Below are 14126 nucleotides of genomic sequence, written 5' to 3' on the forward strand. Positions count from 1 at the left end.
GCCCCGAAGGGGATACCACTGCCTGATTTATCAGGTGGTGAGTAAGTGCGCCCTTCGGGAGTAGAACTTATGCGTTTACATTCCCCGTAGCCGGATCATCAGCTCCCGTTTCAGGGAATCTAAATCCATTTCTTTAATATGGGGAACAATACTTTCCAGAATGGCTCCTTCCTGGACTAATCGGTGTGTTCTGGCATCACGTTCTTTTTTGCGATTTCTTGCTTCAGCTTCTTCCTGGCGGTGTCTTGCCTGTAAAAGTGCTTTTTCTTCCGGTGTCATGATTCTTTTATCTGCCATATCTGGCACCTCCTTTTTATGCCCGTATCCGGGCATTTTTGGTTTTAAAATCTTTTGGTTTGGTACTATGGTTTTAGATAACTGACAGTGGCATGTTCTTGGTGAAAAATAAGGAAAGATAGTAGTACCACTGTCAGTGAAAAATAATCATTGCGTTATACTTCTTTGAGTCAATTCTGGTTCGGAGCATGATTGTTCAACAGGATTTTTTTCGCCTGTTTTAAATTATCTGTTGCATTGTCCTGACGGATATTCCGGTTATTGATACGGACAGGAATACATCTCTCCAGAATACGGTCATAAATTCGTTTGTGTGCGATATCAGCGGCATTATTCAGCTCTGATAAAGTGAGATTGGTCGTTATGATCAGAGGCTTTTTACTGCGGTAACGGCTGTCGATCACATTGAATACCTGTTCCAGTGCAAAGTCAGAGTTCCGCTCAATTCCGAGATCATCAATAATCAGAAGACTGTAGCGGTTTAAGTTGTTGATGAACTGGTTTCTGTCTTCAAAATACATTCCGGTAAGGGTATTCAGAATCCGGGAAAAGTTGGTCATCAGTACAGGAACGCCTTTTTCCAGCAGGGCATTGGCAATGCAGCCTGCAAAAAAAGATTTTCCAGTACCGACATCACCCCAGATGAGAAGTCCGGAGGCGTTTGCTTTCATCTCTTCCCAGTTGCTTACATAATTGTGTGCCAGTTTTATTTCCGGATTGATGCCGTTATCCCTGGCAAAAGTGTAGTCATAGAGTGCTTTGTCCTGTAAGCCGCTGGTTTTAAGATGCTCTATTTCCATTTGTTTTTCATGAAGTTTTCTCTGGGCTTCTTCCTGCTCAAAGATTTTCTGCTGGCATTTACAGCGGATGGAAGGAATAAGAACTTTTCCCTGTAATTCATGCCGGCATTGTCTTGGCGTATTGCATTTGGAACAGTAGATCAGGTGGTCTGTTTCGTTAAAATATTCATCAGGCTGAAGCTCTCTGCTTGGTGTTATAGCGGTTGCTTTTTCTGTAAATCTTGTCATAGTGTTTCGTATTCCTCACTTTCGTAATTTCTTTGCCGGGAAGCAGGATGATCCTGTCTTGCCCAACTGATGATGGTAGCTGCATGGTTCTGATATTGCTTTCCGGTAGAAGCCATATAACCGGATAAGCGTTCAATATAATCCTGCCAGTCAGGGATTGTCTGCCGGATATTTTCCAGCTCTTTTTCTGACAGAAAAACATTTTGAAATTTTCCATAAGGTGAGCGTGGCTCTTTACTCCCTCTTATTGCTAAATTGTTCTTTTTTATCTCTTTCTTATTACCAGACAGTTTTCTGTCTGTATCAGGGAAAGAATCCTGTCTGCCAATAGGACAGTTTTCTGTCTGTCTTAGGGAAAGAAATCTGTCTGTATAGTGGATGGTTTCTTTTGGGAGTTTTACATAAATTCGATTGGGTTGTCCGGGTCCCTGCCGTTTTCGGAAGATAAGCTCCTGTTTTTCCAGTACTGTCAGAGCAGTTTTAACCGTCATCTGGCTTTTGTGGAGAACTTCTGCCAGTGCTTCAATTGTAAAGTAAATGAACACATGACCATTGATATCTGACCAGCCCTCATTTTTCTGGGAAAGCCTTGCCCGGTCGAGCAGGATAATATAAAGCATTTTGGCAGTTTCGTTTATTTCCATGTCCAGAAGAAAACGGGGAAACATCATATAAGATGGCAGGTTGGTGTCTGCTGTCAGAAAGTCCGTCATGTGTTCACCTCCAATCAGTTATTCGCCAAGAAAATCCCAGTCTACATCACTATCTGGCTGTGAATTTTCAGGTGTTGGAAAGGACGCCCTGATTTGGGGCTCCCTTTGTGCCATGCCTGCAGTCAGTCCGGAAAGAAAAAGTGGTAATGCCTGTTTCAGACTGTTTTCCACTGCATCTACAATCTGTTTCACAAAAAGTTCTTCCCGTTCTCTTGTTTCCAGATAAGGATCAGCCTGTGTGCGGTAGTAGCGGTCAAAATAATCTACCAGTGCAAGAGAGATTACCTGACTGTAAGATTTAAAATCCTGCCTGTCCATCGTCTGTAAATATTCCCAGGCTCTCCGCTGCTGTTCTTTGTCCAGATTAAAGCGCAGGTTTGTGTTGCGGATATTGTTCTGCATGGTTTATCCCCTCCTTTTCAGGCTCATATAAGCCAGAGATTCGTAACCTTTGGCGGTGGCGCAGATGTCATCAATGATAGTGACTCGCGATTTGTCATACGTTCCGAAGTTACGGATCAGGCATCCACCGCCGCCAACCACATACAGGTGCATCAGATCAGGATTGTATTCATATTTGCGGAGTGTGGAAAAAAGATCTGCAGCATACTGTCTGGCAATAGAACTGATACAATCCAGATATGGTGCTGAAATGTCAGCTGTTCCAAACCGCAGAATCTGCTCTACGGTGGATTCTTCAATCTTCACTCCGAATTTGTCCAGAATAGCGTTCTTTGCGGCAATCATGCATTGGTTTACACCAAGTTTTTCTGTCCAGCATCGGTTTTCTTGCGCTTTCTTATTGTTAATATACAGAATGTTCATGGTTCCGTTTCCGATATCTGCAAGGAGATTGGTTCCCTTGAAATCTCCAAGTTGGTTTACAATAGCCGGATACCCCTGTGGGTAAAGGCTGCATCCCACAAAGTGGAGATGATACTCTTTGCCGTTAAAAAGGTAACGGACTTCTGGATTCTGGAGCAGATAGGAACGAAAAGCTTCTCTTTGATTTCTGATCCATGTAAGAGGAAGTCCGGCAGCCAGATGAACATCTGCTTCACGGATGGAAAAGACATTCAGTTCCCTTGCAATAGCCATTAGCGTCAGAAGATAATATTCTTCGTCCATAGCTTTATCCGGGATAAATTCTTTGTGTCCTTCGCCAATCCGGTAGTAAATGCCGTTATATTCCAGGATATTTCCAGTGAAGATTGGTTCTGTTTCATAGGCTTTGATTCCGGTTGGGGTGACGGTGTTTGCTGTTTTCATATTGCTGTAGCCATGATCTACAGCAATGATTTTGGTGTTTCTGAGTTCTCGCATAAAAAATACCTCCGTTTTCGTATTGATTGATTCAGCAGGTCGTACCGGTGTGGTACTGCTCTGCTGTGGGATAAGCATACGAAAATCGGAGGAAAAAGGCATTGAGGGGAATTTGAGCAGGAATTGAGAAAAAAGATATATTGTGCTTACGTTCTTCATGTACTCTTGTTGTGATTTCATTGTTTTTTATCGTATAATATGGATACTGGAGGTGGTTTGGATGAAATACAAGATTTTAGTTGTCGATGATGATAAAGAATTGGTGAAAATGCTTTGTAGTTATTTTAATATGAAACAATATGAAACCATTACGGCTACAGATGGAATGGAAGCATTAAATAAAATAAAAATGAAACCGGATATTATTTTGTTGGATATCAATATGCCACGCATGGATGGGATTGAAGTATGTCGTCTGATACGCAGTAAAGTGTTATGTCCAATTTTATTTCTGACAGCAAGAGTTGACGAAGATGATAAAATTAATGGGTTGCTTTCAGGTGGGGATGATTATATTACGAAACCATTTAGTCTTCGGGAGTTGGAAGCAAGGATTGTCACAAACATAAAGAGAGAAGAAAGGCATCAACAAAAAACGGAATACCGTTTCATGGATGAAATGCTGATTGATTATTCTGAAAAAATAGTAGCTATAGCTGGACACAGGATGGAGTTCACAAAAATTGAATATCAGATTATTGAATTCTTATCCATGCATCCAGGGCAGGTGTTTGATAAAGAACGTATATATGCACAAGTCTGTGGATATGATGCGGAAGGGGACAGTAGAACGATAACGGAATTAGTACGGCGTATAAGGAAAAAAATAGCGGATTATTCAGAAAAAGAATACATAGAAACTGTATGGGGGATTGGATACCGATGGAAAAAATAAGAAACTTGTCACTGAAAAAAACAATTCTGCTTTATTTTGTGATCAGCTTAACGGCAGCATTTCTGTTATCTGGATTTACAGTTCATTTTGCAGGAAATATGCAGAATAAAATATGGGAAAAATATATTGATTATGCAGATTATACGGACGTGTTTCAGCAATATGGAAAGAAATACGAGATTGAGATATCAAGACCTAATCAATCGCAGATGAATCGTTTGGACTATCATCTTTCGGAAATGTGTGACTTTATGGAAACATATTCGGTACTGATTTTTTCGATTGTTGGGAGTGTTGTTGCGGTATTCTTTTTTTATAAAAATAAGTTAAAGACACCTCTACAGGAACTAAAAGATGCCTCACAAATGATTGCAGATAATGAACTGGATTTTCATGTGTCCTATGAAAATAAAGATGAGATGGGAACTTTGTGTAAAGAATTTGAAATGATGCGAAGTGATTTAGCAGATAACAACAGAAAGATGTGGCGAATGATTGATGACGAGAAGGCTTTGCGGAATGCAATTGCACATGATATACGTTCTCCACTTTCCATATTGCGTGGGTATCAGGAAATGCTCTTAGAGTTTGTTTCTGCCGAGAGTATAAAAACAGAGGATGTTATTGATATCTTACAAACAGGCATGTATCAGATTGACCGTATAGAGCATTTCACGGAAAACATGAGAAAAATGTCCCATTTAGAACAGAGGGAACTGCAATGCTCAGAGATAGAGTTATCGGAACTGGCAAAAAAGATTGAGGCAGAAGCTGCCATGCTGTCCAAGAAGGAAAGTAAATTATGTAAGGTAGAAAGAGTGCAGGAACAAAACATTGTGAAAGTGGATGAGGAACTTGTCATGGAAGTGACAGACAACTTACTGGAAAATGCGGTTCGATATGCACAAAAAAGTATTGCTTTGCAGATAAAGAAAAAGGATGGTTTTCTTATAATTTCTGTTGAAGATGATGGAATAGGATTTGTGGATACTGAGGAAAAAGTAACAGAGCCATTTTATCATAAGAATCCACAAGATGATTTAAAGCATTTTGGCCTTGGTATGTATATTTCTCGTATTTTCTGTGAAAAGCATGGAGGAAATTTGAAAATATATAATGCCAGACAAGGCGGTGCTCATGTAGAAGCTCTTTTCAAAGCTGAATAAAAATACTTTATAAGGCTGAAATCACAAATAAAGTGGTTTTAGTCTTTTTTGTTGTGAATTTATTGAGAATTGATTTGTATGATGTTGTTAAAGAAATAAAGAAAGGAAGAGATACAATGAAAACAATCATAAAAAGAAGTATACTTGATTATTTAAAGAACCCTGTTTTGTGGATTGGCTTGATTATTATAGTTGCCAGTATGTATCAATGTCTGTCATCGTATTTGCAAATTCATTATATCAAACAGAATGAACAGATCACACAAAATGACGTAGCATTGGAAGATGCTGATGTCATGGATGGGTACATTCCCACATCTGATGATAAAGAAAGAAGAAGGGAGTGGGAAGATACGATCAAAGAGACGTTAATGGACACCTCCAAAAATGGTTTTGGATTTAGCAGGCAGGAAGCAGATCATGTAATGAAAGAAATTCAGAATATGGATGTAAAGACTGCTTCTGAGTTTTTGGAATCCCAATATGGCTATTATAATGCAATATATGCTTATGAGGACCTTGAAATTCATAAGGGGACAGCAGAAGAAATCAATCATTATATCGAGCGGAAATTATCCGAACATTCTTTTTCCTGGTACTTTGCCAAAAAATTTACGGATTTTGCAGGATTGCATATGGCCTTTTTTGCAACAGTCTTGCTATCATTTTTATTTATTCAGGATACACGAAAAAGTACCTATGAATTATTACATACAAAGCCTGTTACGGCAGTCCAATATATATGTGGGAAAGTAATAAGCGGATTCATTAGTATGCTGGGAGTATTAGTGATTTTGAATGTTATATTCTTTATGCTGTGTTTGAAAACGTCTTTAGAATCGGGCTTTCCAGTAACACTAATTGATTTTTGCGTGAATTCTCTGATCTATATTGTTCCAAATCTTTTGATGATATGTTGTGTCTATACAATTACAGCAGTAATATTTAAAAATCCGCTTCCGGCAGCACCAATCTTGTTTTTACACATTATATATTCAAATATGCTGACCATGAAGAATGATATTTATTATATGAGACCGTTCTCTATTATGGTGCGATTCCCTGGCAGATTTTTTGAAACACATGCAGCCAAAATGTCAAACATAAATCAGATTATTCTTGTAATTTCATCAGTTATATTAGTATGTATTTCTGTTACAATCTGGAAAAGGAGGAGGGTTCATTGAAAACGGAACTAAAAAACTGCCTGCCATTATATAAGATTTTTTATTCATGCGCATTTATACTGATATTGTGTGCTATTCATCCGATTATATACTATGAAGAAATCGGTTCAGCGATTCAGTCTCCAATAGCATTTTTAACAATTATTTTTTGTAGTGACACATATTTGATGGAAGTAAAAAGTAAGCGTGCCGATGTATTTCATTTGTATGATCAAAAAAAGCAGTTAAAAGTAATATCACAGAGAGTGTGCGTTCAAATATTATATTTATTAATACTTTCCTGTGTTGGATATGTTTTATTTTTCTGGCAAAAACCGGGCAGTGTAAACGAAGGCGTTTCGGGCACTCTGATATTCCTTTTATTTTTCATTGCAATGTTCGGAACCATCTGGCTTTGGAGTATATGCTCTGTGATTTTGTGTACATTGCTTGGAAATATGTGGGCAGGTATAGGATGCTTATTTGGAATTGTCATTGGACTTATATCAAAAGCGGGAAGTTCATTTTTCGGAAATCTGGGATTGTTTTCTTTCAGCTTTTGTGAACCTACTCAATTAATGTCCGAGAGTTGGATTTATGGAACGCTTGTGTCTTTTATAGCGGGGCTGTTTTTATTTGCAGTATTACCAATGACTTTAAAGAAAAGAGGATAGATTATGAGTATTAGAATAAATGATTTAACAGTTAGATTTAAAAATGGTGTAGTTGCAGTAAATAAGGCATCTCTTGAAATACCTAAGGGAATTTACGGACTTTTGGGTGAGAATGGTGCCGGAAAAACCACTTTGATGAGGGTTCTTACAACTGTTTTAAAACAAACGGAAGGAATGGTTTCCCTTGATGGAATTCTGTATAACGAGGGAAATTATGAGAAAATACAGAAAAAGATTGGTTATCTTCCACAGGAAATCGACTTATATCCGAATCTTACGGTGAAAGAATGTCTTGTATATATGGGGGGACTGTCAGGAGTAGCCAGAAATGACCTCGAACAAAGAATTACCTATTATCTGGAAAAGACTTCTCTTACAGAGCATCAGAATAAAAAAATGCGGCAATTATCTGGTGGTATGAAGAGACGTGTCGGACTCATACAGGCACTTCTTAATAATCCGGATTTTTTGATTATTGATGAACCTACCACCGGGTTAGATCCGGAAGAAAGAATCAGGATCCGCAATCTTTTGGTTGATTTTTCAAAGGATAGAACTGTGCTGTTTTCCACTCATGTAGTAGAAGATTTAGCAGCAACCTGTACACAGCTTGCCATTATGAAAAAGGGAAGTTTTTTATATTCTGGAAGCGTGAGTGGGTTGCTGGAAAATGCAAAGGGCTGTGTTTGGAATTGTACGGTACAAAATGCAGAAGAAGCCCGTTTGTTAGAAGCCAATTATTCTATATCATCTAAGCAGTATGTAGAAAATGGAATTCATATGAAAGTATTAAGCAAAGGAAAGCCAAATGAGAATTGTGTCCTGGATAATGATATCACTTTGGAAGATGCATATATTTATTTGACGAATAGTTGAATATAACGGCGGGCAAGTTGCCCGCCGCAAATTATGCTTATTTTGTTAAAAGACCGGATAGATTTTTTCCAATGCAAAATCCAATCTGTGGATATAACTCCTGAATTTCCTGATATTTTGCTTCAATCATTTCTGGTTCATCAGCCCAGATCTTTTCATATATTTTGAAAGCTCTTTTAAAATGTGTTTTGGCTTGCGGAAGATTGGCAGTCATCAGATAAATGGTTCCAAGGGTTTCCTGTACTTTGGCATAATCCAGACAGTCATCGGAATGGTATTCCTTGATGATGCCGGATAATTTTTGCAATTCAGAGATGCCTCTTTCGGGTTCCTGCTGTTCTGTCAGGAACATTGCATAATTGGCAATCTGAGGTATGCTGTCATTTATATGAAGCAGGTTAAATTGGTCAAGCAGTGAGATACTTTTTTCCATGTGTTCTCTTGCAAGATCGGGATGACCGTTCATGCGGTAAAGTCCACCGAGATTGGCATGAAGGTTGGAAACAAGGCGAGCATTGTCAGCAGTGATATTTTCTATCTGGGCAAGTGCATCCTTTTCCAGTTTTATTGCTTTTTCTGGCTTGATTTCAAGAGTAGCCTGAAAATCCAGTAACAATGCCCGGTCAGAATCGGTGCCAATGTCTTTAGGCTTCAAAAAATTTTTTAATTCCTGAATGATTTCTTTCATACCTTTCTGGTAATTATAATTATCCATATATGGAAAAACATTTTCCAGAAAAAGTAGATATTTTGGTATATCATCTTTTTCAATCAATTCTATGATGTTTCCTGCTGTCTGAAACAGCTTCTTGTAATAATCGACTTCAATTCCATGCATTAAACATATTTTCTGTAAAGAATCCAGTAATATGTGACAGCTACTTACAGATGGTTTTGTCTCTGAAAGGGCAATTTCCTTAATCATAGGATGCAGGGAGATTGTGTGACGTGTAGTTGTCTGCACAAAACCAGTTTCAATCAAGTCGTTAATTTCATTTAAGGTAGGCAGTTCCAGCCATTTGGCGAATATGCGGGCAGAAATACCAGTGTAAGGAAGAAAACACAAATTGCACATGATATCCTGCTGTTTTCGGGATAAAGCATATAGTGAAAATAGAGTATGGATATGACTATAATAAGTGGCTTTACTGCTTTGACCATCCTTGATTATCTTAATTTTATCTTCATTATCGAGAGATGCTCTTTCTTCCTGAAGTTTTGCTAATAACTGACCTGGAGTTGAAATTCCATTTTCCAAAAGTTTTGCAGCCAGTTCTACAGCAAAAGTATGATAGTGTACGGTCTCTATAATTTTTTCGACGGTCGAACGATACTTGTCTGCTTCTGAATAAAATGCAGATGTCAGTTGGAAAAGAATGTTTATATCCTGTATTTCTTTTAATTGAAAAGTACAGTATTCATTCAGATTACTTCTGGTCGTAAATAAAATCTGGCAGCGATATTTTAATACTACTGACAGAAAGCTGTCCTGTGTGGCAGTGACATTAAAATTATCTATGATAAGCAGAGTATCAGATTTCAGGGAACGCAGGAAACGGTTATGTCTTTGAAACCGTTCCTGTTCAGTGCTTTCCGGAAGATCGTCAATAAAATCCATGTCAGTAATGTCCTGATGAAGATTGCCGGTATATTCTACATAAAGGATATTGGTGTATTGCTTTATGTACTGCTTTGCGTAGGCTTTGGCAAGTTCACTTTTTCCGATTCCGGCGATTCCGCAAAGAAAAACATGACGGTTTTCCTCAAGCATGGTATATAATTCTTCTAGTTCTTTATCTCTTCCGATAAAATGACGGCATGGTTTCGGAACCTCACTGTCCATAATATAATCCAGCACAATAGGGGATAAAGCGCCTCCGGCGAGCAGCTTCTGATTTTTGGTATTACGTTTGATGAATTGGCGTTCCATGCCAAAAGAAATCAGTTTTGCAAGAAACAGCAGTCTTGAACTGGCTGGTTTATATAAGGGAGTCAGATTTTTCTTTTTCGCATCTGAGATGCTGTCATCCTGAATGAATAAAGTGTAAATATCTTGTATAGCCATATTACAGTCAGACATCAGTGGAAGAAGATTCTGGTGGATGGTATGGGCTAATTTTTCCTGATTGGATGGCTTGGAATAGTAAGCGGATATTTTAGGACTGATTTTAGCCTGACCAGTCATCCAGCGGCAAACCAGACCGTTATCCATTGAAAAATCCTGATTTGCCGGATCATCCATAAAATCTTCAAATAATTCGTATAAAAAATCAGGCTGACTCATTTGATTACTTTCGCTGATATGATTTTTTAAGCAAGTGCTAATAGAAGAAAAATCGCATCGATTCAATAGAAATTCCCCTTTCGTAGTTAAGATTGAGTATATCTATCATAACACGAACATATATTCGATTCAAGAAAATACGGATATTTTTAAAGTGATTGTGTCAATTTACAATCAATTTCTATTCAATGTGGTTTTCAGGCAGGTTCTGTAAAATAAGCTCAGAACAAACAATAACGGGAGGAGCTTATGCAACAGAATATTGAATTTGAGCGGTGCATTGATTTTCTGGTACGGATGATTGATAAGTACGGCGAAGAAGTCCTCCGGGAGTTGGAGGAAGAAAAACAGAATAAGGAAGAAAAAGAAGCGGCAGTTTCCTGAAATACAAAATGTAAATCAGACTGTCGCTTTTTTCATGCATTTTTAAATCAAATAAATTTTAAAAGCTGATGCAGAGTGTGTGGCTCATTATTCTGAGAAGCGGTAATACGCGTATCAAATGGCTTGAAATGATTTTGCGTATAAAAGCTCAGAAGAAATTCATTATCTTCGCATTCAAGAAACTCCATAACGCCACCTACGGAATATTTGAGACTGGATATGGTTTCCAGTGCAAATCCCAGTAGAATATTTCCAGGAATTCGTTTTTCCTTTGGAAGAGAATAGTTCTTTCCCAACTGGGCAATCAGGTAAGCTGCGGTAGTATAGGATTGTGTTTCTTCATCCAAAATACTGACACGGGACAGTTTTTTTGCCATTGTCTTGCTGATATTTGAAGCACGGACAGAGATTGGTTTTATTGTAAGTGAAAAATAACCAACCAGTGAAGCATCTTCAGCATCAAATACCAGATAAGTGATAGATTGATCTTTTTTGGTAAACTCAATCGCATTATGTAATAAAAAGTATTCCACATCGGGATTTTTGGGACAAGAAAAATCGGAGAGTAAGTCGTAAAGACTTTCCTCTCCGATATATGTCGGTTCGTCTTTATCCAAATATGCCCGAATATTAACGGTAAAATATTTATCAGACATGTTTTTTCTTCCTTTTTGACATTAAAGCTAAGATTTCCTGTGGGTTCGTTAACTGACGTCCGGGAAGTGTCTGCTTTGGTGTGCGGTCACGGTCGGCTTCGTCAATTGCTGCGACAAAACGCTTTACGCTATTTGGATTGGATACGACAAAATTATGAGTAATACTTGAAGTAGCCATACTAACACCTCCTCTTTTTTGGCTTTTTTGTGTATTTATAGTATATGCAATGTGTGATAAAAACACAATATCAAAAACAGAAATTATTTCTAAATAATTTTCAAGCCGGACATTTATTAGACGCTTCCGGTAAGCGAACAATATTTTCGAGCCAATCATTTATAAGTCGCCAATGGTGGGCGGGCAATATTTTGATAACAGAAATGCTCTGTATCTAACTTAATTATACGATTGGCGAAGAAATGCGTCAATAGGGAAAATAAGTATTGAAAATAGTTGGAACAAGTACTAAAATAAGGTTGGGACAATGAAACAGAGTTATACTGCGAGGAAGATTATGAAGAATAAAAAGATTAAATGCGATATATATACCAGAGTATCCACAACCATGCAGGTAGATGGCTACAGTCTGGATGCTCAGAAAGAAAAACTCAAGAGATATGCGGAATTTCAGAATATGGAAATCGTAAATGAGTATTCAGATGAAGGTAAGTCTGGAAAGAGCGTAGAGGGCAGACCGGAATTTCAGAGAATGTTGGATAATATTGAGAATGGAACAGATGAGGTACAGTTTGTACTGGTGTTCAAGCTTTCCAGATTCGGTCGTAATGCGGCAGATGTTTTAAATTCTTTGCAGAGGATGCAGGATTTTGGAGTGAATCTGATCTGTGTTGAAGATGGAATTGACAGCTCAAAAGATAGTGGAAAGCTGATGATTTCTGTTCTGTCTGCGGTGGCAGAGATTGAACGAGAGAATATCCTTGTTCAGACAATGGAGGGACGTAAGCAGAAAGCCAGGGAAGGAAAATGGAACGGTGGATTTGCTCCATATGGCTATGAATTGGTAAATGGAGAATTGCAGATTGCAGAGGACGAAGCAGAGATTATTCGTCTGATCTATGACAAATTTATTCATACCAATATGGGAATCTCTGCGATTGCCGCATGGCTGAACCAGCATGGATATAAAAAGAAAAAACGACAGAATAATACACTGGACGCATTTGCCTCTTCGTTTATAAAAGGCGTTCTGGATAATCCGGTATACTGTGGAAAGTTGGCTTATGGACGAAGGAAGAACGAGAAAGTTTCAGGAACAAGAAATGAATATCGCATTGTAAAACAGGAAAATTATATGCTGCATGATGGTATCCACGAAGGAATTATTTCAGAAACAGATTGGGAGCTGGCACATCAAAAACGGGAAAAAACAGGTGTGAAATATGAAAAGACGCATAGTCTGGATCATGAGCATATTTTATCCGGAATATTGAGATGTCCGTTATGTGGAAGCGGTATGTATGGAAACGTAAACCGAAAGAAAAAGAAAGACGGAACCTTATATAAGGATTATTTCTATTATGCCTGCAAACATCGTCGCCTGGTAGATGGTCATAAATGTGGATATCGTAAACAATGGAGCGAAGAGAAGATTAACAATGCAGTGGAAGAGGTTATTCGGAAACTGGTGAAGAATCCTAAATTTGAAGAAGCCATTCTGAATAAAATCGGCTCAAGAATAGATACAGAAGAAATAGAAAAAGAGATTGAAGGACTGGAAAAACAGCACAGACAACTGACCGGAGCAAAAGCAAGGCTTGGACAGCAGATGGACAGTCTGGATATCATGGATAAATTTTATGAGAAGAAATATCAGGATATGGAGACAAGGTTATACCGTTTGTATGATGAGATTGAAGGCGTGGAGAACAGTATAGAGGAAGTCAAGAACCGCCTGTTGAATATCCGACAACAGAAAATATCAGAAGAAAACGTCTATCAATTTCTTTTGTATTTTGATAAACTATATGATAAGTTCACCGACCTGGAGAAGAAAGAATTTCTTAACAGCTTTGTAGAACAGGTGGACATTTACGAGCAGGAGCAGCCAGATGGCAGATTCCTGAAGCACATAAAGTTCCGTTTTCCGGTGTATTTTGGAGACAGAGAGACACAGGAACTTTGTTGGGACAACGAAAGTACCGTTGAGACGGTAGTACTGCTTTCCCACAAAAAGCCAGACGGACATATCAACGTAAAAGTTGAGTTTGGTGAGGGTGAGGGAAAAGTTCCGCTTGATAATATCGCTAAAAGAGCCGAAAGCTATAAGCCCAAAGAACGAGTGACCTACAAAATGATAAAGGAGTACATAGAAGCTAAATACGGCTTCAAAGTACATACCGCATATATCGCAGAGGTAAAGAGAGATTTAGGCTTGCCAATGTATGATGCTCCTAATGCGGTAGAAGAATTGAAACAGCCGAGGAAACATCCGACAGCGGAGAAAGTGGAAGCGATAAAGGATGCATTGAAGCATTTTGAAGTGATTTAATAATGGTGAGCGTATCATTAAAAATAGTGGTACGCTTTTCTTTAAAATATTTGGGAAGCAATATATAAGTGCTGAATATGCTTGAAAGGAGGAAAATGGAGTGAACCGTATTACAGAAATAACAAAGCGAGATATTTTAGATTTATTTCAGAAT

Annotated in this window: 15 protein-coding genes; 7 read left to right on the forward strand and 8 right to left on the reverse strand. The window is 38.2% G+C overall.

What is annotated here, in order from left to right; all coding sequences use genetic code 11:
- Positions 1-75: 75 nt before the first annotated feature.
- The 5 genes from GKE48_RS09545 to GKE48_RS09565 form a co-directional block, all read right to left on the reverse strand.
- Positions 76-297, reverse strand: a complete 222-nt coding sequence (locus tag GKE48_RS09545) for a DUF3847 domain-containing protein (protein ID WP_005362330.1) — start codon at positions 295-297, stop codon at positions 76-78.
- Positions 298-467: 170 nt separating this feature from the next.
- The gene (locus GKE48_RS09550; RefSeq protein ID WP_154300944.1) at positions 468-1325 is read right to left on the reverse strand and encodes an ATP-binding protein; all 858 of its coding nucleotides are present in this window, start codon (positions 1323-1325) and stop codon (positions 468-470) included.
- On the reverse strand, positions 1322-2038 hold the full coding sequence (locus tag GKE48_RS09555) for a replication initiator protein A (protein WP_154300945.1): 717 nt from the start codon (positions 2036-2038) through the stop codon (positions 1322-1324). Before GKE48_RS09555 ends, GKE48_RS09550 begins: the two co-directional genes overlap by 4 nt.
- Before the next feature lie 18 nt (positions 2039-2056).
- Positions 2057-2440: an adenylate cyclase gene (locus GKE48_RS09560; RefSeq protein ID WP_154300946.1), complete on the reverse strand. Its 384-nt coding sequence runs from the start codon at positions 2438-2440 to the stop codon at positions 2057-2059.
- Between the two features lie 3 nt (positions 2441-2443).
- Entirely contained in the window at positions 2444-3361 is a 918-nt protein-coding gene (locus GKE48_RS09565) for a ParM/StbA family protein (RefSeq protein WP_154300947.1), read from the reverse strand.
- A gap of 220 nt (positions 3362-3581) precedes the next feature.
- On the opposite strand from GKE48_RS09565, the gene GKE48_RS09570 reads away from it, so the two are divergent.
- From GKE48_RS09570 to GKE48_RS09590, 5 genes are all read left to right on the forward strand, one after another.
- The gene (locus tag GKE48_RS09570) at positions 3582-4256 is read left to right on the forward strand and encodes a response regulator transcription factor (RefSeq protein ID WP_014080778.1); all 675 of its coding nucleotides are present in this window, start codon (positions 3582-3584) and stop codon (positions 4254-4256) included.
- Positions 4244-5422, forward strand: a complete 1179-nt coding sequence (locus tag GKE48_RS09575; RefSeq protein ID WP_005348491.1) for a HAMP domain-containing sensor histidine kinase — start codon at positions 4244-4246, stop codon at positions 5420-5422. The genes GKE48_RS09570 and GKE48_RS09575 overlap by 13 nt, the downstream gene beginning before the upstream one ends.
- A 116-nt stretch (positions 5423-5538) precedes the next feature.
- Complete coding sequence (locus GKE48_RS09580; RefSeq protein WP_055219539.1) at positions 5539-6609, forward strand: ABC transporter permease subunit; 1071 nt, start codon at positions 5539-5541, stop codon at positions 6607-6609.
- Positions 6606-7262 (forward strand): transporter, encoded by a 657-nt coding sequence (locus tag GKE48_RS09585; RefSeq protein WP_243138487.1) that lies wholly within the window; start codon positions 6606-6608, stop codon positions 7260-7262. Before GKE48_RS09580 ends, GKE48_RS09585 begins: the two co-directional genes overlap by 4 nt.
- Before the next feature lie 3 nt (positions 7263-7265).
- On the forward strand, positions 7266-8138 hold the full coding sequence (locus tag GKE48_RS09590; protein WP_005348496.1) for an ATP-binding cassette domain-containing protein: 873 nt from the start codon (positions 7266-7268) through the stop codon (positions 8136-8138).
- 37 nt (positions 8139-8175) lie between these two features.
- Here GKE48_RS09590 and GKE48_RS09595 read toward each other — a convergent pair whose 3' ends face one another.
- Entirely contained in the window at positions 8176-10422 is a 2247-nt protein-coding gene (locus tag GKE48_RS09595) for a tetratricopeptide repeat protein (RefSeq protein WP_154300959.1), read from the reverse strand.
- Between the two features lie 249 nt (positions 10423-10671).
- On the opposite strand from GKE48_RS09595, the gene GKE48_RS14950 reads away from it, so the two are divergent.
- A complete protein-coding gene (locus GKE48_RS14950) occupies positions 10672-10806 on the forward strand; it encodes a hypothetical protein (RefSeq protein WP_004844681.1) in 135 nt (44 codons plus the stop codon).
- Between the two features lie 47 nt (positions 10807-10853).
- Here GKE48_RS14950 and GKE48_RS09600 read toward each other — a convergent pair whose 3' ends face one another.
- The gene (locus tag GKE48_RS09600) at positions 10854-11462 is read right to left on the reverse strand and encodes a hypothetical protein (protein ID WP_005348504.1); all 609 of its coding nucleotides are present in this window, start codon (positions 11460-11462) and stop codon (positions 10854-10856) included.
- Positions 11455-11640, reverse strand: coding sequence for a hypothetical protein (locus tag GKE48_RS14845; RefSeq protein WP_014080774.1), 186 nt, complete (start codon positions 11638-11640; stop codon positions 11455-11457). The genes GKE48_RS09600 and GKE48_RS14845 overlap by 8 nt, the downstream gene beginning before the upstream one ends.
- A 337-nt stretch (positions 11641-11977) precedes the next feature.
- Between GKE48_RS14845 and GKE48_RS09610 the strand changes: the two genes are divergently transcribed.
- Entirely contained in the window at positions 11978-13972 is a 1995-nt protein-coding gene (locus tag GKE48_RS09610; RefSeq protein ID WP_154300948.1) for a recombinase family protein, read from the forward strand.
- Positions 13973-14126 lie beyond the last annotated feature (154 nt).

This window comes from Lachnospira eligens, from assembly GCF_009680455.1.
GTDB classification, from domain to species: domain Bacteria; phylum Bacillota; class Clostridia; order Lachnospirales; family Lachnospiraceae; genus Lachnospira; species Lachnospira eligens_A.

Excerpts from the sequence above, each read along its gene's own strand:
- GKE48_RS14950 (WP_004844681.1), top strand. The coding sequence starts at position 10,672 with ATGCAACAGAATATTGAATTTGAGCGGTGCATTGATTTTCTGGTACGG.
- GKE48_RS09595 (WP_154300959.1), bottom strand. The coding sequence starts at position 10,422 with ATGAGTCAGCCTGATTTTTTATACGAATTATTTGAAGATTTTATGGAT.
- GKE48_RS09600 (WP_005348504.1), bottom strand. The coding sequence starts at position 11,462 with ATGTCTGATAAATATTTTACCGTTAATATTCGGGCATATTTGGATAAA.
- GKE48_RS09545 (WP_005362330.1), bottom strand. The coding sequence starts at position 297 with ATGGCAGATAAAAGAATCATGACACCGGAAGAAAAAGCACTTTTACAG.
- GKE48_RS09560 (WP_154300946.1), bottom strand. The coding sequence starts at position 2,440 with ATGCAGAACAATATCCGCAACACAAACCTGCGCTTTAATCTGGACAAA.
- GKE48_RS09590 (WP_005348496.1), top strand. The coding sequence starts at position 7,266 with ATGAGTATTAGAATAAATGATTTAACAGTTAGATTTAAAAATGGTGTA.
- GKE48_RS09610 (WP_154300948.1), top strand. The coding sequence starts at position 11,978 with ATGAAGAATAAAAAGATTAAATGCGATATATATACCAGAGTATCCACA.
- GKE48_RS09575 (WP_005348491.1), top strand. The coding sequence starts at position 4,244 with ATGGAAAAAATAAGAAACTTGTCACTGAAAAAAACAATTCTGCTTTAT.
- GKE48_RS14845 (WP_014080774.1), bottom strand. The coding sequence starts at position 11,640 with ATGGCTACTTCAAGTATTACTCATAATTTTGTCGTATCCAATCCAAAT.
- GKE48_RS09550 (WP_154300944.1), bottom strand. The coding sequence starts at position 1,325 with ATGACAAGATTTACAGAAAAAGCAACCGCTATAACACCAAGCAGAGAG.
- GKE48_RS09565 (WP_154300947.1), bottom strand. The coding sequence starts at position 3,361 with ATGCGAGAACTCAGAAACACCAAAATCATTGCTGTAGATCATGGCTAC.
- GKE48_RS09555 (WP_154300945.1), bottom strand. The coding sequence starts at position 2,038 with ATGACGGACTTTCTGACAGCAGACACCAACCTGCCATCTTATATGATG.
- GKE48_RS09570 (WP_014080778.1), top strand. The coding sequence starts at position 3,582 with ATGAAATACAAGATTTTAGTTGTCGATGATGATAAAGAATTGGTGAAA.
- GKE48_RS09580 (WP_055219539.1), top strand. The coding sequence starts at position 5,539 with ATGAAAACAATCATAAAAAGAAGTATACTTGATTATTTAAAGAACCCT.